General features: G+C 32.9%; 21 protein-coding genes and 1 tRNA gene. 12 read left to right on the top strand and 10 right to left on the bottom strand.

The genetic code is table 11. The features are described from left to right. Window positions 1–143: 143 nt before the first annotated feature. Window positions 144–2,774, bottom strand: a complete 2,631-nt coding sequence (gene alaS, locus Q9Q97_RS15010) for an alanine--tRNA ligase (RefSeq protein ID WP_306158499.1) — start codon at window positions 2,772–2,774, stop codon at window positions 144–146. 268 nt (window positions 2,775–3,042) lie between these two features. Here alaS and Q9Q97_RS15005 point away from each other — a divergent pair, with 268 nt between their 5' ends. The 9 genes from Q9Q97_RS15005 to Q9Q97_RS14965 all read left to right on the top strand — a co-directional run bounded on the left by Q9Q97_RS15005 (window position 3,043) and on the right by Q9Q97_RS14965 (window position 11,271). Then, the gene (locus tag Q9Q97_RS15005; RefSeq protein ID WP_306158498.1) at window positions 3,043–4,020 is read left to right on the top strand and encodes a M23 family metallopeptidase; all 978 of its coding nucleotides are present in this window, start codon (window positions 3,043–3,045) and stop codon (window positions 4,018–4,020) included. Between the two features lie 47 nt (window positions 4,021–4,067). Next, complete coding sequence (locus Q9Q97_RS15000) at window positions 4,068–4,400, top strand: MerR family transcriptional regulator (protein ID WP_125722513.1); 333 nt, start codon at window positions 4,068–4,070, stop codon at window positions 4,398–4,400. A gap of 33 nt (window positions 4,401–4,433) precedes the next feature. Further along, window positions 4,434–5,018, top strand: a complete 585-nt coding sequence (locus Q9Q97_RS14995; protein WP_095928713.1) for a LemA family protein — start codon at window positions 4,434–4,436, stop codon at window positions 5,016–5,018. A 69-nt stretch (window positions 5,019–5,087) separates the two neighbouring features. Next, complete coding sequence (locus tag Q9Q97_RS14990) at window positions 5,088–5,525, top strand: TPM domain-containing protein (protein ID WP_306158493.1); 438 nt, start codon at window positions 5,088–5,090, stop codon at window positions 5,523–5,525. A gap of 3 nt (window positions 5,526–5,528) precedes the next feature. Next, window positions 5,529–6,371 carry a YgcG family protein gene (locus Q9Q97_RS14985; protein WP_306158491.1) on the top strand — a complete coding sequence of 281 codons (843 nt, stop codon included), beginning with the start codon at window positions 5,529–5,531 and terminating at the stop codon, window positions 6,369–6,371. A 109-nt stretch (window positions 6,372–6,480) separates the two neighbouring features. Then, window positions 6,481–6,894 carry an Rrf2 family transcriptional regulator gene (locus tag Q9Q97_RS14980; protein ID WP_125722517.1) on the top strand — a complete coding sequence of 138 codons (414 nt, stop codon included), beginning with the start codon at window positions 6,481–6,483 and terminating at the stop codon, window positions 6,892–6,894. 247 nt (window positions 6,895–7,141) lie between these two features. Then, the gene (locus tag Q9Q97_RS14975; protein WP_306158489.1) at window positions 7,142–9,688 is read left to right on the top strand and encodes a TonB-dependent receptor; all 2,547 of its coding nucleotides are present in this window, start codon (window positions 7,142–7,144) and stop codon (window positions 9,686–9,688) included. 166 nt (window positions 9,689–9,854) lie between these two features. Next, the gene (locus tag Q9Q97_RS14970) at window positions 9,855–10,409 is read left to right on the top strand and encodes a hypothetical protein (protein ID WP_306158487.1); all 555 of its coding nucleotides are present in this window, start codon (window positions 9,855–9,857) and stop codon (window positions 10,407–10,409) included. Between the two features lie 121 nt (window positions 10,410–10,530). Beyond that, window positions 10,531–11,271 (top strand): DUF2490 domain-containing protein, encoded by a 741-nt coding sequence (locus Q9Q97_RS14965; RefSeq protein WP_306158485.1) that lies wholly within the window; start codon window positions 10,531–10,533, stop codon window positions 11,269–11,271. 181 nt (window positions 11,272–11,452) lie between these two features. Here the strand turns inward: Q9Q97_RS14965 and Q9Q97_RS14960 are convergent, their stop codons facing one another. From Q9Q97_RS14960 to era, 4 genes are all read right to left on the bottom strand, one after another. Next, window positions 11,453–14,206, bottom strand: a complete 2,754-nt coding sequence (locus Q9Q97_RS14960; RefSeq protein WP_306158483.1) for an outer membrane beta-barrel protein — start codon at window positions 14,204–14,206, stop codon at window positions 11,453–11,455. A gap of 157 nt (window positions 14,207–14,363) precedes the next feature. After that, a complete protein-coding gene (der, locus tag Q9Q97_RS14955) occupies window positions 14,364–15,677 on the bottom strand; it encodes a ribosome biogenesis GTPase Der (protein WP_306158481.1) in 1,314 nt (437 codons plus the stop codon). A gap of 273 nt (window positions 15,678–15,950) precedes the next feature. Next, complete coding sequence (locus Q9Q97_RS14950) at window positions 15,951–16,544, bottom strand: CHAP domain-containing protein (RefSeq protein WP_306158479.1); 594 nt, start codon at window positions 16,542–16,544, stop codon at window positions 15,951–15,953. Between the two features lie 63 nt (window positions 16,545–16,607). After that, window positions 16,608–17,489 carry a GTPase Era gene (gene era / locus Q9Q97_RS14945; protein WP_306158477.1) on the bottom strand — a complete coding sequence of 294 codons (882 nt, stop codon included), beginning with the start codon at window positions 17,487–17,489 and terminating at the stop codon, window positions 16,608–16,610. Between the two features lie 117 nt (window positions 17,490–17,606). Here era and Q9Q97_RS14940 point away from each other — a divergent pair. Beyond that, window positions 17,607–17,679, top strand: a tRNA-Met gene (locus tag Q9Q97_RS14940). A 240-nt stretch (window positions 17,680–17,919) separates the two neighbouring features. Here Q9Q97_RS14940 and Q9Q97_RS14935 read toward each other — a convergent pair. From Q9Q97_RS14935 to Q9Q97_RS14920, 4 genes are all read right to left on the bottom strand, one after another. Then, complete coding sequence (locus Q9Q97_RS14935) at window positions 17,920–18,048, bottom strand: hypothetical protein (RefSeq protein WP_306158475.1); 129 nt, start codon at window positions 18,046–18,048, stop codon at window positions 17,920–17,922. 606 nt (window positions 18,049–18,654) lie between these two features. Next, on the bottom strand, window positions 18,655–19,368 hold the full coding sequence (locus Q9Q97_RS14930; RefSeq protein ID WP_306158473.1) for a hypothetical protein: 714 nt from the start codon (window positions 19,366–19,368) through the stop codon (window positions 18,655–18,657). A 170-nt stretch (window positions 19,369–19,538) separates the two neighbouring features. Beyond that, window positions 19,539–19,976, bottom strand: coding sequence for a hypothetical protein (locus tag Q9Q97_RS14925; RefSeq protein WP_306158471.1), 438 nt, complete (start codon window positions 19,974–19,976; stop codon window positions 19,539–19,541). A gap of 224 nt (window positions 19,977–20,200) precedes the next feature. Then, window positions 20,201–21,094, bottom strand: coding sequence for a LysR family transcriptional regulator (locus Q9Q97_RS14920; RefSeq protein ID WP_306158469.1), 894 nt, complete (start codon window positions 21,092–21,094; stop codon window positions 20,201–20,203). A gap of 111 nt (window positions 21,095–21,205) precedes the next feature. On the opposite strand from Q9Q97_RS14920, the gene Q9Q97_RS14915 reads away from it, so the two are divergent. Continuing rightward, window positions 21,206–21,820 (top strand): NAD(P)H-dependent oxidoreductase, encoded by a 615-nt coding sequence (locus Q9Q97_RS14915; protein ID WP_306158467.1) that lies wholly within the window; start codon window positions 21,206–21,208, stop codon window positions 21,818–21,820. A gap of 181 nt (window positions 21,821–22,001) precedes the next feature. Here Q9Q97_RS14915 and Q9Q97_RS14910 read toward each other — a convergent pair whose 3' ends face one another. After that, window positions 22,002–22,484, bottom strand: a complete 483-nt coding sequence (locus Q9Q97_RS14910; RefSeq protein ID WP_306158465.1) for a CPBP family intramembrane glutamic endopeptidase — start codon at window positions 22,482–22,484, stop codon at window positions 22,002–22,004. A gap of 670 nt (window positions 22,485–23,154) precedes the next feature. On the opposite strand from Q9Q97_RS14910, the gene Q9Q97_RS14905 reads away from it, so the two are divergent. Then, entirely contained in the window at window positions 23,155–23,553 is a 399-nt protein-coding gene (locus tag Q9Q97_RS14905) for a lipocalin family protein (protein WP_306158463.1), read from the top strand. Window positions 23,554–23,707: the final 154 nt, after the last annotated feature.

The following is a 23,707-nucleotide window of genomic DNA, read 5'->3' as shown; positions in this document are numbered from 1 at the left end:
GCGAGTTTCTCGCGAAGATTTCTCCTTCGTCGAAATGACATAAAATGAGGAAAAAACAAAACCCGACAGATTTTTTAAAATCTGTCGGGTTTATTTTTGAATTATAAAAAAACTTAGAACCTTAGTATCTTAGCTTCTTTTTTTTATTTAACAAAATCGGCAGCTTTAGAAAGTGCCTCAGCAATTCCCTCAGCGTTTTTACCTCCTGCAGTTGCGAAGAAAGGCTGACCTCCTCCGCCTCCTTGAATGTATTTACCCAATTCGCGAACTACTTGTCCTGCGTTTAGATTTTTGGTTGCAACAATTTCTTTAGAAACATAACAAGTCAACATTGGTTTTCCGTCGTTAACCGTTCCGAAAACTACAAATAGATTGTTGTATGCGTTTCCTAATTCGTAAGCTAAATCTTTTGCGCCTTCAGGGTTTAAATCAACTTGTTTTGCTAAAAACTGAACTCCGTTAATTTCTTGTAATTCTTTAGCTAAGTCAGCTTTCATATTTTTGGCTTTATCTTTTAACAAAGCTTCCAATTGTTTTTTCAACTGAGCATTCTCGTCTTGCAATGCGTGAATCGCTTTTACAGGATCCGGAGCATTTTTAAGCGCTTCTTTAATTTCGCCAAAAGAAAGCGCTTGAGACTCAAAATATTCTTTTGCCGCTTCGCTTGTAATCGCTTCAATTCTTCTAATTCCAGCTGCAACAGCTCCTTCAGAAACGATTTTAAAGTGCCAGATATCAGATGTATTGGCAACGTGTGTTCCTCCGCATAATTCGACAGAATCACCAAATTTAATCGTACGAACTAAATCTCCGTATTTTTCACCAAACAAAGCAATTGCTCCATCTTCAAGAGCCTGCTCTTTCGGAATTGCTCTTTTTTCGATTAATGGTAAACTTTCACGAATCCTTGCGTTTACAAAGTTTTCCACCTCTAGTAATTCTTCATCCGTAACTTTTGCAAAGTGTGAAAAGTCAAAACGCAATGAAGCGTTACGAACCATCGAACCTTTTTGCTCAATATGAGTTCCTAAAATCTTACGTAAAGCTTGGTGCAACAAGTGCGTAGCCGAGTGATTTGAAGAAGTTTTAGCTCTTTGAATGGCATCAACAACAGCATTAAAAGTTCCTGTAAGATTCTCTGGCAATGATTTCGCCAAATGTATCGTTTGGTTATTTTCTTTCTTAGTGTCAATGATGTAAATAATATCTCCGTTTTGCGCTTCTAAATATCCTTTATCTCCAGTTTGTCCTCCGCTCTCTCCGTAAAATGGAGTTGCATTGAAAACTAATTGGAAAATTTCTCCATCTTTTGCACTTTCAACTCTACGGTATTTTGTAATCTTAACTTGTTGTGATAATCTGTCATAACCAACAAATTCCTGAATATCATCTTCTACGATTACATTCCAGTCTCCAGCAGTTACTTTAGAAGCTGCACGAGATCTTTCTTTTTGTAATTGTAATTGCTCTTGGAAACCAGCTTCATCCAATTTTAATCCTTTTTCAGAAAGAATCAAAGCCGTTAAATCGATTGGGAATCCGTAGGTATCATACAATTCGAAAGCTTTTTTACCATCGATTGTATCGCCAGTATTATTTAAAATTACAGCATCTAAAAGAATCAATCCTTGATCTAATGTTTTTAGGAAAGAGTTTTCTTCTTCACGAATTACATTCGAACAAAGTGCTTTTTGCGTTCTGATTTCTGGGAAAGAATCTCCCATTTGCTCGCTTAGCGTTTCAACCAATTTAAAAATAAACGGTTCTTTAGTTCCTAAGAAAGTAAATCCGTAACGAATTGCACGACGTAAAATTCTACGAATTACATATCCTGCTCCTGTGTTAGAAGGCAACTGACCGTCAGCAATAGCAAAAGCAACCGCACGAACGTGATCTGCTACTACGCGAATCGCAATGTTTACTTTTTCTTCTGCCTCGTTTGAAGCTTTAACTGTATATTGAGCTCCAGTAATCGTTTCGATTTCTCTAATCAAAGGCATGAAAACATCGGTATCATAATTTGATGTTTTTCCTTGTAATGCCATACACAAACGCTCAAATCCCATTCCGGTATCTACGTGTTGTGCAGGAAGTTTTTCTAGAGAACCATCCGCTTTACGGTTGAATTCCATGAATACATTATTCCAGATTTCAACTACTTGCGGGTGATCATTATTCACTAAACTTTTTCCAGAAACCTGAGCTTTTTCTTCTGCAGAACGTAAATCCACATGAATTTCAGAACAAGGTCCGCATGGCCCTTGATCTCCCATTTCCCAAAAATTATCTTTTTTATTTCCTAAAATAATTCGGTCTTCATCGATTAATGTTTTCCAGATATCCCAAGCTTCTTGATCAAACGGAACATTATCTTCCTTACTTCCTTCAAAAACAGAAACGTAAAGATTTTCTTTTGGTATTTTATAAACCTCAGTCAATAATTCCCAAGCCCAGTTGATTGCCTCCTTTTTGAAGTAATCTCCAAAAGACCAGTTTCCTAACATTTCGAACATGGTATGATGATAAGTATCAATACCTACTTCTTCAAGGTCATTATGTTTTCCTGAAACACGAAGACATTTTTGCGTATCGGCTATTCTTGGACTTTTTGGAGTTCCGTTCCCTAAGAAAAATTCTTTAAACTGGGCCATTCCCGAGTTATTGAACATTAAGGTTGGGTCGTCTTTAAGGACAATAGGAGCCGATGGAACAATTGTATGCCCTTTACTCTCAAAAAAATCTAAAAATTGTTTACGTACGTCTTGTGATTTCATATTTTAATTAGAAAATGTGTCTGTTTAATGTGTCAATTTGATAATTAGACAATTAGATAATCTGTGAATTTGATAATGCGTTAATTTCGAAATCGATAATAAAAAACTAATCGTTTAAAACAATAAATTCCTTATTTTGCGCATTATATAATTACCCCAATTATATAATTAACCTATCTTCTTGTAAAAAGCCTTCATGACTGCAACATTTTGCAATATTGTTCGTCTAAGTTATTTTACAAGCTGCAAAAATAGCGTATTTTAAAATATGGCGAAAGTAAAATATTATTACGACTCAGAAAATCTGGCTTATACGAAAATAAAAACCAGAAAAAGAATAAAAATCGGTTACGCATTCCTGTTTTTAGTCGCTTCGGCACTATTTGGTTTTTTAGTTTTTGTCCTTTTAATAAACACTCCTTATTTCGAAACTCCCAAAGATCGTTTGCAAGCCCGAGAGATTGAAAATTTAAAACTGCAATATGCTATTTTGAATAAAAAATTAGACGAAATTGATGAAGCTGCAGATGCTTTAGAAGAACGTGACAATAATATTTACCGCATTTATTTTAATAAAGCCGAAATTCCAGATTCTATTCGAAAAGCAGGTTTTAAAAATTCTGATAGATATAAAATTTTAGAAGGATATAATAACTCGCAATTGGTTCTAAATACCACAAAAAGAATCGATAAGCTTTCGAAGCAATTGGCCATTCAATCCAAATCTTTGGATGAAATTTTAAAATTAGCTGGAGCTAAAGAAAACTTATTATTGGCAATTCCTGCCATTCAGCCTGTTCGAAATGAAAATTTAAAACGTGTTGCGTCAGGTTTTGGATACCGAATTGATCCTTTCACGAAAGTGCGAAAAATGCACAACGGAATGGATTTCACCGCAAATACAGGCGCTCCAATTTACGCAACAGGAGATGGCGTTGTAGAAAGAGCAGACAACACTGCTTCTGGATACGGAAATCATGTTGTGATCAGGCACGGTTTTGGATATGAAAGTTTGTATGCACATTTAAGCAAATACAACTGCCGTCTGGGACAGCGGGTAAAACGCGGCGATGTTATTGGTTATGTCGGAAGTACAGGAAGATCTGAAGGTCCGCATTGTCATTATGAAGTGCATAAAGACGGAAAAGTGGTAAATCCGCTGAATTTTTATTACGGAAATATTTCGGCTGTAGAATATGTGGCAATTTCACAAATGGCAAACCAAGAAAACCAATCATTAGATTAATAGTACAAAAAATACTATTTTTGAAATAAAATAGAAAAAAACGAACCATGCATATTGAACTTTCTAAAGACAAAAGATATTACAGTATTGGCGAAGTTGCCAAAGCTTTTAATGTCAATGCTTCTTTGATACGATTTTGGGACAGCGAATTTGATATTCTGAAACCTAAGAAAAATGCAAAGGGAAATAGAATGTTCACACCAGAAGATATTACCAATCTTCAATTAATCTATCACTTAGTAAAAGAAAGAGGATTTACGTTGGATGGTGCCAAAATACACTTAAAAGAAGGTCAGAAGAAAACGTTAGATAAATTCGAAATAATACGTAAATTAGAGTCGATAAAAACGCAACTGAACGACATCAAAAACGAATTGTAATTAAAAATTGAAATAAACCTAAATTAAACAAATATGAAAAAGTGGTTAATCCCTGTAGGAATTATTGTAGCACTTATTGCTATTATCGCATTTTGGTCGATTGGTATTAAAAATACTGCTTTGCAACACAGCCAAGCTGTAAATAAAGAATGGGGAAATGTTCAAACGGCTTACCAAAGACGTAATGATCTTATCGGGAATTTAGTAAACACTGTAAAAGGTGCTGCAGATTTTGAAAAAGGAACTTTAACGGCAGTAATCGAAGCTCGTGCAAAAGCTACTTCGGTAACTATTGATCCAAGTAATGTAACTCCAGAACAATTAGCAGCATTTAACCAAGCGCAAAGCGGAGTAAGTTCATCTTTATCAAGATTATTGGTTTCCGTTGAGCAATATCCAACTTTAAAAGCAAACGAAAACTTCTTGAAATTACAAGACGAATTGGCAAGTACTGAAAACCAGATTTTAACTGCTAGAACTCGTTTTAACGAAGCTGTACAAGTCTATAACGGATATGTATTGAAAATCCCGAACAACTGGTTCTTGAGCGAATACAAAGAAAAACCATACTTTGAAGCATCGACTGGAGCAGACAAACCTGTTGAAGTAAAATTCTAAAATAAGCATTTCAGATTTAGTGTTTACGTTAAATCTAAAATCTACAATCTAAACTCTAAAATTACCCAAATGTCAAAAGTAGAAGATTTTTTAACCAAAGAAGAAGAGCAAGAAATTGTTGAAGCTATTCGCATGGCCGAAAATAATACTTCTGGCGAAATTAGAGTTCATATAGAAAAAACAACTTCTAAAGTCCATTTTGACAGGGCTTTAGAAGTTTTTCATGAATTGCGAATGGACGAAACGAAACTAAAAAATGGCGTATTGCTCTATTTTGCAGTTGACGACAAAAACTTTGTAATTTGTGGAGACAAAGGAATTAATGATTTGGTAGCCAATGATTTTTGGGATTGTACCAAAGACATTATGACCAACCACTTTAAAGCTGGAAACTTTAAACAAGGAATTGTTGAGGGCATCTTAAATGCCGGTACACAGCTTAAAAAATATTTTCCTTCTCAGGAAGATGATGTAAACGAATTATCTAACGAAATCTCAAAAGGATAAATAATGAAAATTTCTAAAAACAAAATCACAAATTCCAATAGAATTTTTCAGATTACTTTTTTGTTTATCGCATTATTTATCAGCAATGCTATTTTTGCGCAATTTGAGATTCCGCCAAAACCAAGTTTTCAGACTTCTGTTTATGATTATGCCAACATTTTAAGTTCAACAGAAAAAGCACAATTAGAAGAAAAACTAGTTCGCTACTCCGATTCTACAACTACTCAAATTGTGGTAATTACTATTGAAAGTTTAAAAGGAGAAGATGTAAGCCAACTGGCAACAAAATGGGGACAAACTTGGGGAATTGGAGGAACAAAAGAAGACGATAATGGCGTTGTAATTCTTTTAGCTAAAAATGAAAAGAAAATTGCCATCAATCCAGGTTACGGTCTTGAAGATCGTTTAACGGCAGGTATTGGTGGAACTATTATTAGAAATATTATAATACCAGAATTCAAGGCGGGAAGTTTTTACAACGGTCTTGACAAAGGAACTGATGCTATTATTGATGTTTTTAAAGGAAAATTTAAAGGCGAACGCAAAACAACCAATAAAGGACAAGACTTTCCTATTCTTCCTTTTATCGTAATTGTTGTAATTGTTTTAATTCTACTTTCTCGAAATAAACGAGGCGGTGGAGGAAATTCTGGCAACAATGGCGGCGGTGGCCCTAGCCTGCTCGATGTCATCATTCTAAGTAATCTTGGAAGAAGCGGTGGAGGCGGCGGATTTGGAGGATTCGGTGGCGGATCTTCTGGAGGCGGTTTCGGCGGTGGCGGTGGCTTCGGCGGCGGATTTGGCGGTGGAGGTTTCTCTGGCGGAGGATCTAGCGGAGGCTGGTAATTAAATTTTGTTTCATGTTTTAAGTTTTGTTTAAAGTTTCAAGTTATCTTTGAAGATATTTTAAATTCAAAATTTAATTCATAATTTATAATTCATAATTAAAAAATAGATGTTATCACATAAAGCAAAATATGCCCTTAAGGCCTTACTTTATTTAGCAGAACAAGACGAAAATCACATTTCTAGAACAGTAGAAATTGCGGATGGCGCTAATATTCCTAAAAAGTTTTTGGAACAGATTTTATTAGATCTGAAACGCGGTCGTTTTGTAAGCAGTAAGCAGGGAAAATTTGGCGGATACTACCTGATAAAATCTAAAAATGACATTACATTGGCAGAAATTCACAGATTATTTGACGGTGCAATTGCACTTTTGCCATGTGCTTCTCTAAATTTTTACGAGCCTTGCTCTGATTGCAAAACCGAGGACGAATGCAGTCTGCGTCACGGTTTAATGCTGATTAGAGATAAAACTTTGAAGGCTATGGAAGGTATTACAATTGCTTCATTAGTGAAGAAATAAAAAAATATTTTCTAAATCCTAGTAAATCGATAGAATTAATTATATATATTTGCCAAAAATAATTAACTAATCATTTACAAAATTTTAACTCATGAAAGTACCTTCTAGTAAATCAGGTGGAAAAAATCTTTTGCAAAACTATAATAACAAATTCACAACTGTGAATACTGCTTCATTTATGATGTGTATGTGCTGGTAAAAAAAATTTAATTCTAAATTCTACTAATCACATATACTTAATATAAAAATGAAAACATCTATAAAAAATATATTTACAATACTTGCAGTTTTAACGTTCTCAATCTCATTCGCACAAAAAATTGAAGGAGTTGTAACTACAGATCAAAATATTCCTTTAGAAGCAGCCAATGTGGTAATTAAAGGAACAACATTTAGCACAATTACAGATTCTGAAGGACGTTTTTCGATAGAATCTCAAGGGAAATTGCCTATTACACTTTTAGTTCAATATATTGGATACAAAACCAACGAACTTGAAATTACAGCAATTCCTGCTTCTCCTTTATTGGTAACTTTACGCGAGGAAAACCAATTGGTAGAAGTTGTAGTTTCTTCAAGAAGAAGAATCGAAAAAGTACAGGACGTGCCAATTGCCGTTTCTGTTGTAACAGGAAAACAAGCAGAACAAGCGGGAGCGTTTAACGTAAACCGTATAAAAGAATTGGTTCCTTCTGTTCAATTATATTCTTCTAACCCAAGAAATACTGGAATCAACATTAGAAGTTTAGGTTCTCCATTCGGACTTACAAATGATGGTATCGATCCTGGAGTTGGTTTTTACGTTGACGGTGTTTATTATGCACGTCCAGCAGCGACAACTTTAGATTTTATTGACGTTGAACAAATCGAAGTTTTACGTGGACCACAAGGTTCTTTATTTGGAAAAAACACTACTTCTGGAGCTTTTAACATCACCTCTCGCAAACCAAGTTTTACATCGGGTGCCGATTTTGAAGTAAGTTATGGAAATTATGCCTTTTTGCAGGCTAAAGCTTCTATTACTGGAGCATTAGGAAAAAAAGTAGCTGGTCGTTTATCTTTTTCTGGAACTCAGCGTGACGGTTTAATTGATAACGTTGCTACAGGAAGACCAACCAACACTTTGAATAATCAAGGTTTTAGAGGACAACTATTATGGACTCCTACCGAAAATACAAACATTATTTTTGCAGGAGATCTTACAACACAGCGTCCTGACGGATATGCGCAGGTTGTTGCTGGTGTTGCCCCTACTCAAAGGGCTGCATACCGTCAGTTTGATGCTATTATTGCCGACTTAAATTATCAATTGCCAAGTTTAAACGCTTTTGACCGTAAAATAGATCATGATACGCCTTGGCGTTCTGGACAAGATTTAGGAGGAGTTTCATTAAACATTGATACTAAAATTGGCGGTGGAACATTGACTTCTACAACGGCTTGGCGTTTCTGGAACTGGGATCCGTCAAATGACAGAGATTTTACGGGATTGCAGGTTTTAGCTAAATCTCAAAACCCAACCAGACAAACTCAGATTACGCAAGAAGTTCGTTATGCTGGTCAGTTAACTTCAAAAATTAGCGGTGTTGCCGGAGTATTTTTTATCGATCAAACTTCTCAGACAGATGGTACAGAAGAATCTGGAAATGCACAATGGAGATTCTCTCAAAGCACAACAAGTCCATTATGGAAAACTCCTGGTCTTTTTGAAGGTTACGGAATTAAAACTGATGCAAGAATTAGAGCTTCTAGTGCTGCTGTATTCGGACAGATTGATTGGGCGATTACAGAAAGATTCCACATTTTACCAGGTTTGAGATATAATTTTGATAAAAAAGATGCAAGTTATTCTCGTAAAACATACGGAGGTCTTCAGACTACAGATCCAGCCTTATTGGCTTTAAAAAAATCAGTTTACTCCGATCAGGCATTTGATTCTGATACAGATAACACAGACTTTTCTGGAAACTTAACGCTTACTTACAAAGCATCAGACAAAATCAATGTTTATGCAACTTATGCTAAAAGTTACAAACCAGTTGGAGTTAACGTAGCTGGACTTCCAACAAATGCTGCAGGGCAGCCATTAACTGAACTTGCAGTAGTAAAACCAGAAAAAGTAAATCATTATGAAATTGGAGTAAAAACGTCTCCGTTTAAAAACTCAATTTTCAACTTAACGTTCTTTAATACCGATATCAAAGATTTTCAAACTAACGTTCAGGCAGCTGAGTTGGGTGTAAACCGTGGATATCTTGCCAATGCAGATAAAGTTCGTGTAAGAGGTGCAGAATTGGATGCTAGCTTTGTTATCAATTCACACTTGACAATAAATGGAGCTGCAACTTATACAGATGGTAAATATGTGAAATTTACAAATGCACCACTTCCGTTAGAAGAAACTGGAGCACCAGTTGCCTTCAAAGATGTTTCTGGAACTGAATTGCCAGGAGCTTCAAGATGGGCAGGTTCTCTTGGAGGTGAGCTTTCTGACAATGCAAGATTCTTTGGAAATGCTGGAAAAATCTATTTCGCTGCTGATGGTTATGCACGTTCTGAATTCTCGTCAAGTCCTTCAGCTTCAAAATATTTAATCGTACAAGGATATGCAATTTTCAATGCTCGTTTAGGTTTCCGTGCTTCGCAAGGTTTATCTGTTCAGTTTTGGGGACGCAATCTTTTAAATAAAGATTACTACGAGCAATTATTGCCTGCAGGTGGTAACTCAGGACAATATGCTGGAGTTATTGGTGATCAAAGAACTTATGGAGTTACATTGAAGTATTCTCTATAAGCGGTTAGTTAGTTTTAGTATTAAAACGAGATGTATCTTAAAAATACATCTCGTTTTTTTATTTATTTTTTAAACAAACCTTAAACTGTCATTTTAAAAACTTCCAGAGTCTTTTTTTGATTTTTAAAATATTGAAATTTAATGTTCTTTTTAAATTTTCAATAATTTGAACACTACAATACAGACTTACTACAATTTTACTATTTCAGAAAATGAAATTTCATTTGATCCTTATTGGTACAGTAAATCGAACAGCATTATAAATTCCATTTTAGGAATTTTAGTTTTAGCTATTGGCATTCTACTATTGGAATTTACTAATTCAACAATCGGTTTATATACTGCTTTTGTTATTATTTTTCTTTTAATTTCGAATAGTCTTTATTTGTTTTTAATTCGAAACAAAACCACTATCAAATTTGATAAAAAAATAGATTCTTTTTACAAGATTACACCCATCGCTAAAAAGAAAATCTGCAATCTCAGCAGTATTTTAGCCATTTCATCAAAATCGAAATCAAATTCTTTTTATTACCAATTGACTATTAAAAATGGAAAATCAAACAGATACTTACGTTTTACTTCTGTCATAAAAAGCGGTCATGGAAACAATCCAGAAATTCGTTTTTTACAAATGGAAATCATTCCGCAATTAGAATTATTTTTAAACACTAATAAGAATAAAGACCAGCTTTATGGTTTTGAAGATGCTTCGATTTAAGTGAAATAATTTTCAAAGAATAAAACTATCACAAAATCAAACAAAAAGCATCTTAAAAAACAAACCTAAATTCAATTCGTATATTCTGTTTTCTATATATTCGCAGCCTGAATTTATAGTATTGAAAAAGTATCAGAGAATATTTTTTGTTATAATCTTGACGAGTCAGCTTTTAAGCGGACAAAACCAAAGAAAAATCGACCAGCAGACTTTAACCTGGATTCGATACTATAATATTTTTCCGTTAAGCGAAAAATGGGCTATCCATTCTGAATTTGACAATCGAAGTTTTGTAAATCCCGTTCACGAAAATCTTTTTGTCATTCGTTCTCAAGCCCGCTTTAGGGCAAATAAAATGATCGATTTGGGCGTTGGATTTGCTTATTTTAATGTCAATACACAAAATCCGAATGTTGATCCTGATTACTCTGTACCCGAATATAGAGCACAGCAAGATATTACTTTGATTAATGATATTGCCAAAATCACTTTTCACAACCGTTTTCAGCTAGAAGAACGATTCATTCAAAAAGCAGATAAAAATGGACTTTTAGATGAGTTTTCATTTGCTTACAGATTTCGATACCGACTACAGTCTCAATTTATGATTTGGGAAAAGGAAAAACGAAGTATAAAAGGAACGATTTCTGACGAAGTTTTATTCAATTTCGGAAAAGACAATCGCAGAAATACTTTTGACCAAAATCGTATTTACTTTGCTTTACGCTATCATTTTAATCCAAATCTTGGATTAGAATTGGGCTATTTAAAAAACTTTCAAAGACGCGCCAGCGGAGTAGATTTTTACGATCGGGATATTATCAGGTTTACGGTTTACCATAGGATCAATCGAAAATTTTAGATTTTAGATTTTAGATTTTAGATTTTAGATTTTAGATTTTAGATTTTAGATTTTCCAATAAAAAAACCGAAAATCAAAAAATTGATTTTCGGTTTTTTTATTATTCCCTTTGTCTCTTTGTTTCTTTGTTTCTTTGTCACTTAGAAGCTCAGAACCTCAGCTCCTTAGCCCCTCAAAAAAACTACGATCCCCTTTGTCTTTTTCCTCCTTTTTTGCTTTCGGCGAAGTTTCCTATTTTATAAGCTAGAGAAAACATTACATATCGTTTTAAAACGGTGTTTTCTTCGTCTCTAATAGAAGTTGGCGAAATAGTTCTTGTTGCGCTTTGATTCTGATTTAAGACATCGTAGACTTTCACTTTTGCGTATAATTTTTTATCCAAAAATCCGTAAGACAAACTGGTGTTCCAAAGGAAGAAATCTTTTTTGAAATCATCTGAAATATTCGAATTATAAGTATATCCAAAATCATTTCCGAAAATCAAATTGGCTGGCCAGTAAGAAGTCGTCTGCATATTAATTCTATGAATTACGTTTGAAGTCGCATCTCTTGAAAAGTTTTCGTATCTCGTTTCGTTGTACGATAAACTATAAGACGGTGCGATCGAAAGCACTTCTCCATAATCGTACGAAGCATAAACGCTAGGCGTAATTACAACCGATTTGGCATAATACAAAACAGCATTTGTAAATCCTTTATCAAAATTGTAGTTACCGCTTAAACGCAAACCGTATCTAATCGTATGCGCATCTTTCTTAATCTGCTGATTCCAGTTTCCTCCAACCGAAGCCGAATACGTTCCTGAAATATTTACATAAGTAGTATTTCTTTTTCCGCTATCATCATAAATCGAAGTCGAAACGATATCATTATTATAATAATCTCCTTTAAGGAATAAACTATAGCCAGAACGTGTTCTAAAATCAAAATTTTTAAAATCAATTCCTGCTGTATTTTTCTCAATCGGATTCAAATCTGGATTACCAATTACACTATTCAGCGGATTATTCAAATCTGCAACTGGCATTAATTGCGTAGCCGACGGAAGCGCATTAGAATAATCGTATTTAAACGTTAAGTTTTTAGAACGATTAAATTTGTATCGAAGCTGCGCCGTTCCGTATGGAAGCATATATCTTTTATTTAAATCTGTAGCTTGATTTAAGTAAAAAGAATGGTTATCAAACTCTACGATTGAGGTTCTTGAGTTTACATTAAGCGAAAATTTGCTTTTCTGCCAGCTAATCCCAACTTTTGGGGTAATTGAGTTTTGTTTGGATGTTGTATAATTCGTCAGCGATAAATTCAAATCTGAATATTCCTGAGAGGCATCGTCAAAATTGAATGTCTTTTGATCGTTCATCGAACTCTGCCAGTCAAAATCGGTTCCAAAACGCACTCGAAGCGAATCTGTAATAGGTTCCGTATATTCTAAGTCAAGCGAATAAGCATCACTTTTTGAGGTATTTTTTGCATTCTGGTTTCTTTCATCATTTGGTTTTGAATCCTGATAAAAAATAGTCTCCGAAATATTAATTCCGTTCGAATCATTCTTTGTGTTATTGTTATTAAAAACAACACTTAAATTTCGAGATTTCTTTTCGAAAGTTTTGTTGAAATTAATACTGTTGGCAAAACTCGTATTTGAACTTTCTGTATGCGATGTCGCTGTACTTTCGTTCAATGCTTCTCCATTCTCATTTTCAGAAAAAGATGAAGACGAAGAATTACTGTTCGATTCAGACAAATTCAATTTAGGAGCCACAACAATCTGCATCGTAGGATTGATTTTATACTCTAATTCAAAATTGGCTTTATTTCCAGTATTTTCATTTCTAGTTTTAGAATCTGCTTCGGTCAAAATATTTCCTGTCGGCAATAAACTCAACTGATTGGATTTGCTATCGTTTTTGGTCACCGAATTGGTGAAGTTGTAACTGCTCATAAACTCCAAATCCTCTGTCCAATCATCGGAATAATTAATTCCAGCCAAAGTCGACTGTGTAATTCCTTTTCCTCCACTGCTAGCGCCTTGACTTCCTCCTCTTGCATTTCGACCGCCTCCCATATTATCAAACACGTCATCCATAGAAAATCCGGTTGAGTTGATATTATTTGACGACGCGAGAACACTAATTTTTTGTTTGTTTTTGAAGAAGTTCATCATCAAACTGCTTTCGTAGCGTTCGTCTGAACCATATCCGCCAAGGACTTTTCCGAAATATCCTTTATTTTTCTTTTCGTCAATGGTAATATTTATACTCGAATAATCTGAAGTCGATTCTTGTTTGGAAAGCTCTTCTTTTTTGGTTTTAAAATCAGAAACCTGAACTTTTTTAATAATATCGGCAGGAAGATTCTTTATGGCAATAGCGCCATCTTTATCAAAAAATGCTTTTCCATTTACTAAAACCTGATTGACTTCTCGCCCATTTACCGTAATTTTTCCTGTATTATCTACGTCAAATCCTGGAAGCTGTTTCAGTAATGTCTCCACATTGGCATCTGGACGCACTTTGTACGATCCAGCATTAAATTCTAAAGTATCTTTTTTGATCGTAATTGGCGGTGCTTCGCTCTTAATAATTACTTCGTTTAAGACATTTGCATTTTCAAGCATATACAATTTACCAAAATCTTTACTTTCAGTAAGATTTTTTTGCTCTTCGTAATACGCTTGATATCCAGTATAATTTACTTTTAAGAAAACTGGTTTATCATACTTTTTAGTATTGATAATAAAATTTCCGTTTTTATCTGTTGTAGCATATTCAATAATTGTAGAATCTTTTACAGTGGTAAAATAAACGGTTGCGAGTTCAAGAGGAAGCTGCGAATTAATATCTACTACAGTTCCTTTAACGACAATATTGTTTTGGGCATTTGCCGAATAAACAAAGGCTAAAAACAATAGAAATGAATAAATCTTGGTCATAAAATTAGGTTAGTTAGATCAGTAAGACTTAAAAAAATGCAAAAGGTTTAATTGTATTTTTTACATTTATTCAAATATAATGCCAATAAAAAATTGATCTTGTAATTATCTAGACACAAAACATAAAAAAGTCCCCTACTCTAGGGGACTTCTTTTTTTATTTCTCTCTTATATAAATATCGATTGGAACTCCTGCAAAATCCCATTTCTCACGAATTTTATTCTCAAGGTATCGCTTATAAGGCTCTTTAACATACTGGGGTAAATTAGCAAAAAATACAAACTGAGGCGTTTGAGTTGGCAATTGCATGCAATATTTAATTTTTACATATTTCCCTTTTGTAGCTGGTGGCGGATATGCTTCAATTACTTTCAACATATATTCGTTGAATTTTGAAGTCGAAATTCTTTGTTTTCTATTTTCGAAAACCTGAACTGTAGCTTCCAACGCTTTTAATAAACGCTGTTTCGTTAAAGCCGAAACGAAAAGAATTGGCACATCTGTAAATGGCATTAATTCCTTTTTGATTTTCTCTTCATAATCTCTTGTCGACATGGTATCTTTTTCTACCAAATCCCATTTATTCACCAAGATTACAACACCTTTACGGTTTTTCTCTGCCAACCAGAAAATACTCTGATCCTGACCTTCGAATCCGCGGGTTGCATCGATTACCAAAATACAAATATCAGCGTGTTCGATTGCACGCACAGAACGCATTACAGAATAAAACTCTAAATCTTCTTTTACTTTTGCTTTACGGCGAATTCCCGCAGTATCAACCAAGTTAAATTCGAAACCAAAACGGTCAAATTTAGTATCAATTGCATCACGAGTCGTTCCTGCAATATCAGTTACCATAAAACGATCTTGACCAATTAATGCATTGATAAAGCTAGATTTACCAGCATTTGGACGACCAACTACAGCAAAACGAGGCAGAACAACTTCTGGCTGAACTGGTTCTGGTTTTACCGGAAAAGATTCGATTAAAGCATCTAATAAATCTCCAGTTCCGCTTCCAGAAATACTGGCAAAAGTATAATAATCACCTAAACCAAGGTTATAAAACTCTACCGCATCTTTCTCACGCATTGCGTTGTCAACCTTATTTACGGCCAATAAAACTGGTTTTGTTACTTTACGAAGCAATTTTGCAACGGTTTCATCCATTGGCGTAATTCCTTCTTCAACATCAACCACAAAAATAATAACATCGGCTTCGTCAATAGCAAGCTCTACCTGTTTACGAATTTCACCTTCGAAAATGTCATCAGACCCTCGAACGTATCCACCTGTATCAATGACAGAAAATTCTTTTCCGTTCCACTCGCTTTTACCATAGTTTCTATCACGGGTAACCCCAGATACAGAATCTACAATAGCTTCTCTTCTTTGTATCAGCCTATTAAACAGGGTCGATTTCCCCACGTTAGGTCTTCCTACTATCGCAACAATGTTATTATTCATTTTTTTGAATTTTAGATTTTAGACTTCCGATTTCAGATTTCAATTTCCTTGAAATTCTGTCTCTTACCATCTAAAATGCTTATTTGAAATTTTTTGCAAAGGTAGTTAAAAAAAGATGCTAAGCTAGCAAGTTTCTAAGTACCTGAGTTTTTTATTTTTTTAGGAGCTATTTCCTGCTATCCGTTTCAATCTTTTTTATTGTAAAAAAACAATAAAAAAGGATTTCCACTTCTATCAGGGCTAGGGCTTTAAGGTTTCAAGAACATTTTGTTTCTATTTTTTTCTCAACCACCCTAAAATTCTGTCACTCTCGATTTTATAATTTCCTTCTTGAATTTTCAAACCAAAAACTTCTCTTGAACCGCTGAAAGGTCCTGGATTCTGCTGAATGATTTCAATTTCATTTTCTGAAACTTTCGAAATTATGGCCACATGACCAAACCTGTTTAACAGCGAACTAGAGAAAATAACCAAATCTCCTGTTTCTGGTTTTGACGTACTTGGATTTGTATATTGAATTAAATTTCGATTGCCGTTTAAGCTGCCGTCTTTAATTTTAGAATCAAAAAAATCTTTTGCGTGACCATAAGCATCTGGCATTTTATGATTATAATGCTCATAATAATACCTTTTTACAAACTCTACACATTGGTATTTCAGACCTAAATTATAATTGTCTTTGGTAACGTTTCTTCCCTCAACATTATCAACACCGCCATTATAATAAACTTTTACACCATTTAAACTGTCAAGTGCCTGCCCTATTTTGTAATCATTATTGAGATTAACTTTTTTAATAATTGTCATTCCTCCATAAACTAAAGCTAAAATCGTAATTATTAAAATTGTAATCTTTTTAATTTTCATAGAGTCTCATTTTCAAAAATCATTTTCGTTTAACGAATAAACAATTAAACGGTTAAACAAAAATTATTGATTATACCCGAAACGTTTCAGCATATTAGCATTACTTCTCCAGTTTTTGTTCACTTTTACATAAAGTTCAATGTGAATTTGTTTTCCGAAGAATTTCTCCAAATCGGCACGAGCGTCTGTTCCCACTTTCTTCAAAGCAGCACCTTTATGTCCGATAATAATTCCTTTTTGAGTATCGCGCTCGACCATAATTACAGAACGGATTCTGATAATTTTTTCGTCTTCATGAAATTCTTCTGTAACAATTTCAACTGCGTACGGAATCTCTTTACTGTAGTTCAATAAGATTTTCTCACGAATGGTTTCGTTAACAAAGAAACGTTCTGGCTTGTCTGTTAATTGATCTTTAGGATAATAAGCTGGAGATTCTGGCAATAATTCGATAATTCTTCCGAAAACTTCTGGAACGTTGAAATTCTGCAAAGCCGAAATCGGGAAAATTTCTGCATTTGGCACTTTTTCTTTCCAAAAAGAAACTTGCTCTTCTAATTGTTCTTGGTTCGAATTATCAATTTTATTTAGAAGCAATAAAACTGGAATCTTAGCATGAATGATTTTATTAAAGAAAGCTTCATCTTTAAGATCTTGCTCTCCTATTTCGACCATGTAGATTAAAATGTCAGCATCTTCAAAAGCCGATTTCACGAAATTCATCATCGATTCCTGCATTTCGTAAGCAGGTTTAATGATTCCAGGAGTATCCGACAAAACCAACTGAAAGTCTTCTCCGTTTACGATTCCTAAAATTCTATGACGTGTAGTTTGTGCTTTTGATGTAATGATCGACAATCGTTCTCCAACGAAAGCGTTCATCAATGTTGATTTTCCAACATTTGGATTTCCGATGATATTTACGAAACCTGCTTTGTGTGACATTTTATGTAAAATTTATTTTGCAAAGGTAGTCATATCAAGTTAATACAGAAAATAAAACATTTTTTAATATTTTCGTTGGAATTCTCAAAAAACGACGTATCTTTGCATCCGAAACATCGCGGGATAGAGCAGTAGGCAGCTCGTCGGGCTCATAACCCGAAGGTCACAGGTTCGAGTCCTGTTCCCGCTACTAAGTAAAACATCACTTAAGCAAGTGGTGTTTTTTTTTTTGAATAAATTTGAACGAAAGGCTCATATCCGCCGCCGCGGACACAGGTTCGAGTCCTGTTCCCGCTACTAAGACAAAAGCTTCAGAGAAATCTGGAGCTTTTTTGTTTAAAGTATTTTAATAACTCTCGTACTATAGAAAGTTTACTGTTTTCACAATCGAGACGCTCGCGTCAGCAGGGGAATCCTTCCGTAAGCAGATTTACTTCTCTAGCAAATCTTTGTAAGCTTTTCTTTCTAGATAGCTATTAAGCTTTTTTACATCTGCCAAATATGTTTTTAAATCTTCCCCTCCTTTTTTAATTCCTTCTTCTATTCTTGGAATATACATTTGAATAAACTCATTATAGACTTTTTCGTTATTGGCTAATTTTAAGATAACCTTGCCTTCAAATAGGTTTTACCAAATATTTAATCACTCCAGTTTAGCCACTCTTCTTTATTCAATATTTTATTATTTATATCTTCGAATGACTTGATTTCAGAAAAAAAGGGAGAGCGTGTCTTGAATAATGTTTTTTAAAAATATCTCCAACCATTAAAATACTATCTTCTTTAATCTCTTTCTGATTTAAAACCAAAACGCTTATATCTTCTCTTGTTTTTTGTGAGTCATAGCATTATTCTCTTCTAAATCTATTAATATATCTTCTAATTGATTAAAACCAGAATCCAGAAAAGACATTATCACATTGACCTCTGAAGATATAATGCTGAGAAAAAAGTGAAAGTACTATTTTATCAGAAATACTTTTTTCTGGTTTTAAAAATATAGCATAATAGTCATCAAATGAGCTTATGTGAAATCCTAAAGAATCAAGTCTTATTTGATACGATATTTTTTCTAGTACTTTTTTTATCCTTTGTCCATAATGATTTTTTATTTCTCTCCTCGCTGGTGATAGCATTTTTCTGGTGCATAATTATAAAAACATTACTATTTTGTTTCCAAAATCTCAATCAGTTCTTTTAATAAGCTATACTTTGCATTCCATTCGGTATCATTTTTCATTTCATCCTCTTTTTCCTTATAAATATTTAATAACCACTCTTTATAAGTATGATATTTAGGATTACGGCAAATTCTCATGATAATCAACTTTTTAAACGACATTAATCCTACACCAAAATAATCGGCCAAATTCATTTGATCTACTTTATCAACAATCTCATTATTAATGTATTGTATATCACTAAATTTTTCCCAAAACGGAATAAAATGTTTCACAATTACTTCTTTATAATGTTGACATAATGCATCCAGCTTTTCTTTGTCTATTGATAAATCATAACCATTGAATTGTCTAAATGAATCCCATATTTCATTATAATTTTTAATCGTAAATTCACTAAACCAAATAGTTGGAAATAATTGCTGTCGATGCAATCCATGTTTGACTATTAAGTCATACAACATATCTTCAACAATAGTTACTTGTGTCCAACAGTGAAATCCGCCATTTACTATCACTTCATTAGGATAAGTTAAATGCCCCAGACCCATATACAATACTCGTTTGTATCCATTTATACTAGTTTGATAATATAAATTATCCGGATTAATCTCTATCTTGAATCTTGACAACTCCGGAAAGTTATCTGACACATAATTGCTTATATAATCATTTACAAAATCTAACTTCTTACTCATTTATCTGATATTTTAGAACTTTTATATTATCTTCACAATCGAGACGCTCGCGCCAGCAGGGGGAAGCTTTTTTTGTCTTAAATTATCTTTACTTATTTTAAGTAGGGCGCTCATGTTAGCAGGAGATTGAAAAACATTCAATTAGAATCTTTATCGCATTTGCATCAAAATTATTTATCTCTGTAAATTTCAAATCCTCCACTTGCAACTTCTTCTATATACTCTTCTTCTGTTATTTTTTCAGTAGAAATAATCATTTCCCACGTTCCGAAAAATTTTTTCTCAGCTTGATCGTAAAACCCGAGGTATTCTATATTAGGGTGACTCAAATTTTTATCAACTAAAATTTCATCATTTTCGTCTTTATAGTAGTGATATGGATAATTTACTACGAAACTAATTTGATCATTTTCAATAAATCCTTTTACTAGAATCGGTTCTGTGATGATATTTTCAGATTCTGAATCGATTGTGGTTCCCACAAATGAATCACCATCAAAAGTCAAATTCATTTTGAATGACACATTTATATAACTATCAATAATATCATAACCTTCCAAGTATGAAAAGGAACCTTTCCAAGTTTGTTCATTATCGACAATTTTCATATTTTCTTTGTTACTTTTTATAATAAATTATTCCGTCAATTGATTATTATTTTCATTTCAAAAATATAGTTTTTTATCATCAATCATTAAAAGAAATTATTTCTCCGCAGCGATACAGATTCTACTCCTGCTCCCTCTAAAACAATAAAAGCTTCACAGAAATCCGAAGCTTTATTTGTTTACTTTGCTTGTTCACGAGCGAGACGCTCGCGTCAGCGTGTAATTTAACAAGGTTGTAGATTAGTTTGTTTCATCTTTTCTATAAAAAGGTTAATTTCTTTCAAGTTCCTATTCTTCAGCTTGAACGAATAAAATAGTTTTTGCTCTATTATTTTAGAAGACTTAATTGGTGTTTTAATTATTTTTTGTTTTAACTCTTCATCACATAAATATTTAGGAACTATACTAAATCCGCTATTACTTTTTAAAGTTTCTATTGTGTCCAAATAAGAGGGTAAAATATATCTTGGAACTATTCTAGGATTAGTATTAAATCTAGAATCCCAGAACTTTTTTATATCATTTTGGTCATTGTCATATGTAAACCAAGTTTGATTTTGTAGCCACGTGATGAATTGCTTGTCATTTTTTTCAATATTCTCTGGAATAACAATAGAATTGGAGCAAATTAATTCTAACTCTTCATTCTTTAAATATGTGAATTGATGGTCGTAAGTATCGTGTTTTTTTATTCCAACCAATAATTGAATTTTTTCCATTTCAAGAGCTTCAATCAATTCTTTTTCATTTCCAAATTGGGTCACTATATACATATCAAAAGTATAAATGTGATGTATTAATTCTTTCTTGAAAAAGTCTGTGGTACAACCAATTGTTATTGCAGATCGCTGTTTTTTTGTTCTTTGACTCGAATAATATTCTACTTTTTCTAATTCACTTAATGGATTGTTAATTTGTGAATATAAAAATTTCCCATATTCGGTAGGTGCTAATTTCCGAGTAGTTCGCTCAAATAGTTTTTTTCCAACATGACTTTCTAGGGCAGATAAATGTTTACTGACTCCAGGTTGAGTCATATTTAATTTTTTTGAAGCTTCTGTTATATTTTTACATTCATATATAGCGCTAAAAGTTCTCAACCATTCTAAATTAATCATAACATATATTATAAATAGGTAAACAAAAATAATTAAAATTATCAATGTGTTGATTCTATATTTGTAAAAAAAAGACAAATCATTAGTAATAAACTATTTAAATAATAAGAAATGACAAAAACACTAGCAATAAACTACACACCTAGAAAAGGCTCTTACACCCAAATTTTATTTGATGAGTTTGTGGAACTAGCAAAAGGAAAAACAGAAATAAAACATTTAAATTTAGCTGAAACTCCACCAGAATTATTATTAGAGAAAAATTTGAATTTAATAATGGAATGGAATATGGGCAAAAGAGACTTTTCAGAAATGGAACTCTTAACTCTATCTAATCATCATAAACTTATAGATGAAGTTATTGCTGCTGATAATATTGTATTGGCTTTTCCTATTTACAATTTTACAATGCCAGCAACAGTAAAGGCTTGGATAGATGCTATTGTCGTAAGTGATAAGACATTTTCTTTTAGTCCTGAAACAGGGTTTAGTGGTCTTTGTAAAGATAAAAAAGCTTTATCAATAGTGGTTAGTGGATTCGATTATAATAATTCCGACAATATCAAGGAATTTGCTTCACCTACAATAAAACAAAATTTTGATTTTATGGGTATCTATTCAGAACAGATTTCAGCTTTTGGGGTTGACCAAAATAGAGACCAATTAAATTCAATTCTTGAAAATGCGAAATTGGAAATAAAAACTTTGGTTAATAGATGGTACTAACTATTCAGAAAAGAAATACATAATGAATAACACTGGCATCTAAATTTCTTAAGCTTTAAAAGAAGATATTCTGTTCAAACCATATTTAAAGTTTCTGTTGGTTACTTCTTTTTCTAGAATATTAATCACAAAAAAATACCACTTACGAGTGGTGTTTTTTTTGTGATGATTAAAAATTATTCTAAGTTAAATATGTTTTAATAATAAAAACAGAACCATTATATATAGTATGCGCTACCAATGGCAATAATATTGCCTTTTTTTGATTATTGCCTTTTATATATAAAAATGCATACAATAAACCTCCTGTAAAAGCAAACAAAAAATAAAAAACATTATACAGATGGAATGATGCAAAAACAAAAGCAGATATGAAGCAACAATATTTCAATCTCATTTTAAAACTCTTACAAATCTCGATGACAAGGTACTGAAACAATAGAGTTTCAATAAGAGGAGCAACCACAACAAATAGAACTATTTTTTCTTTAATCGTGTAATTATCATCAAATCCTTTGCTTAAAGAAATATCGAAGAGATCTGAAACAACAGAGAATATATAATTATTTAAAAAATTCAGAAGAAGTATAAGCAAAACGAGTTCCCAATCTCTAAGTCCAAGAATACTATTTCTTATTTTTGAAATTGTGTATATATCTTTCATAAAGCAAACTATCGAAGTTGGCAAGTTCTAATGGGTTCAAGCCTTTAGGAACTATCATTACAAATTTTGCAATTATTTTGCCAAGGTGGCTCCCAAAAGTTCTCCTTTTTCAAACACCCATATTGAAACAATTAGACAAAACAACATTAGTCCCAATAGAAACCAAATTTTTCTTTTTTCGCTTTCTTTTATCATATTTAAATAATTTACATTAAACATTAATTTGTTATTAAAAAAGGCTAGTTCAGAATATCCTGAACATTACAATTACTTCAAAAATTGTCCAATTGCATATCCCGACAGATATGCAAATCCCAAAATGTAAATCGCAATCAGTATTGGCTTTAATCCAGAAGGCATTTCCATAAATTTTATTAATTAAAAATCAACTTGTTATTTTCCATTTATCAAAATATAACTCATATACAAATATTAATTATTTGACCGAAAATTCCTTACGTAAAACCACATTTTACAAAATTTAACGTTTGAATAGAAATATAGATGATTAGCAAACAGGAACAAGTAAACATAAATTTCGTTTTATCTATTTCGAAAATTCTACTAGATTTCTACTTATTTATTTATAAGTTTTATCTTTATTGAAATTTCAACGCAACCTTTTATACAACTGACCATCTGCATATTATAACCATAAAACAGCCAAAAAATGAAAAAGCAGATTTTACTTTTATTATGTATCGGAATTTTATTCTCTTGTAGCAATGAAGAGGAGAAATCATCTGAATCTACTGTGATAGGAACTTGGAAATTAATTGAAGTAAATGCTGATCCAGGAGACGGAAGCGGGACTTTTAGAGCAATAGAAAGTAATAAAACAATCGAATTTAAAAGTAATGGAATCATAACAACCAATAGCTCATTGTGTGATCCATATTCTGAAGAGATTAAAAGTTCTGGAAGTTATAGCTTGGCAAATAATTCTATAACTACCAATTGCCAGAACCCAAACATAGCAACGATCTCGTTTGAACTTGAAGACGAATATCTGATTTTAAATTTTATTTCTAATGAAGGATATTCTCAAAAATTTAAACGAGTTAATTAAATTTTTAAATACAATAACTGCAAACTCAATTGAAAACAAAAAAAGCTTCAGACTACCTGAAGCTTTTTGTTTGTTTGCGTACTTTAGATAAAACTTTTTCATTCAGAGAAAACACAAAATATAATGGTGTGAGCATTCAAAAAACACCCACACC

Origin of the sequence: Flavobacterium sp. DG2-3, assembly GCF_030730925.1 — a bacterium.
Lineage (GTDB): Bacteria > Bacteroidota > Bacteroidia > Flavobacteriales > Flavobacteriaceae > Flavobacterium.
Note: the sequence above shows the minus strand (reverse complement) of the source record. Positions and strands in the feature narration are given on the sequence as shown.

Bases quoted from the DNA above. Each gene is read 5' to 3' on its own strand.
- alaS (WP_306158499.1), bottom strand. From the start codon at position 2,774: ATGAAATCACAAGACGTACGTAAACAATTTTTAGATTTTTTTGAGAGT.
- Q9Q97_RS14975 (WP_306158489.1), top strand. From the start codon at position 7,142: ATGAAAACATCTATAAAAAATATATTTACAATACTTGCAGTTTTAACG.
- Q9Q97_RS14925 (WP_306158471.1), bottom strand. From the start codon at position 19,976: ATGAAAATTGTCGATAATGAACAAACTTGGAAAGGTTCCTTTTCATAC.
- Q9Q97_RS14995 (WP_095928713.1), top strand. From the start codon at position 4,434: ATGAAAAAGTGGTTAATCCCTGTAGGAATTATTGTAGCACTTATTGCT.
- Q9Q97_RS14910 (WP_306158465.1), bottom strand. From the start codon at position 22,484: ATGAAAGATATATACACAATTTCAAAAATAAGAAATAGTATTCTTGGA.
- Q9Q97_RS14985 (WP_306158491.1), top strand. From the start codon at position 5,529: ATGAAAATTTCTAAAAACAAAATCACAAATTCCAATAGAATTTTTCAG.
- Q9Q97_RS14920 (WP_306158469.1), bottom strand. From the start codon at position 21,094: ATGATTAATTTAGAATGGTTGAGAACTTTTAGCGCTATATATGAATGT.
- era (WP_306158477.1), bottom strand. From the start codon at position 17,489: ATGTCACACAAAGCAGGTTTCGTAAATATCATCGGAAATCCAAATGTT.
- Q9Q97_RS15000 (WP_125722513.1), top strand. From the start codon at position 4,068: ATGCATATTGAACTTTCTAAAGACAAAAGATATTACAGTATTGGCGAA.
- Q9Q97_RS15005 (WP_306158498.1), top strand. From the start codon at position 3,043: ATGGCGAAAGTAAAATATTATTACGACTCAGAAAATCTGGCTTATACG.
- Q9Q97_RS14905 (WP_306158463.1), top strand. From the start codon at position 23,155: ATGAAAAAGCAGATTTTACTTTTATTATGTATCGGAATTTTATTCTCT.
- Q9Q97_RS14935 (WP_306158475.1), bottom strand. From the start codon at position 18,048: ATGTATATTCCAAGAATAGAAGAAGGAATTAAAAAAGGAGGGGAAGAT.
- Q9Q97_RS14960 (WP_306158483.1), bottom strand. From the start codon at position 14,206: ATGACCAAGATTTATTCATTTCTATTGTTTTTAGCCTTTGTTTATTCG.
- der (WP_306158481.1), bottom strand. From the start codon at position 15,677: ATGAATAATAACATTGTTGCGATAGTAGGAAGACCTAACGTGGGGAAA.
- Q9Q97_RS14915 (WP_306158467.1), top strand. From the start codon at position 21,206: ATGACAAAAACACTAGCAATAAACTACACACCTAGAAAAGGCTCTTAC.
- Q9Q97_RS14990 (WP_306158493.1), top strand. From the start codon at position 5,088: ATGTCAAAAGTAGAAGATTTTTTAACCAAAGAAGAAGAGCAAGAAATT.
- Q9Q97_RS14930 (WP_306158473.1), bottom strand. From the start codon at position 19,368: ATGAGTAAGAAGTTAGATTTTGTAAATGATTATATAAGCAATTATGTG.
- Q9Q97_RS14980 (WP_125722517.1), top strand. From the start codon at position 6,481: ATGTTATCACATAAAGCAAAATATGCCCTTAAGGCCTTACTTTATTTA.
- Q9Q97_RS14950 (WP_306158479.1), bottom strand. From the start codon at position 16,544: ATGAAAATTAAAAAGATTACAATTTTAATAATTACGATTTTAGCTTTA.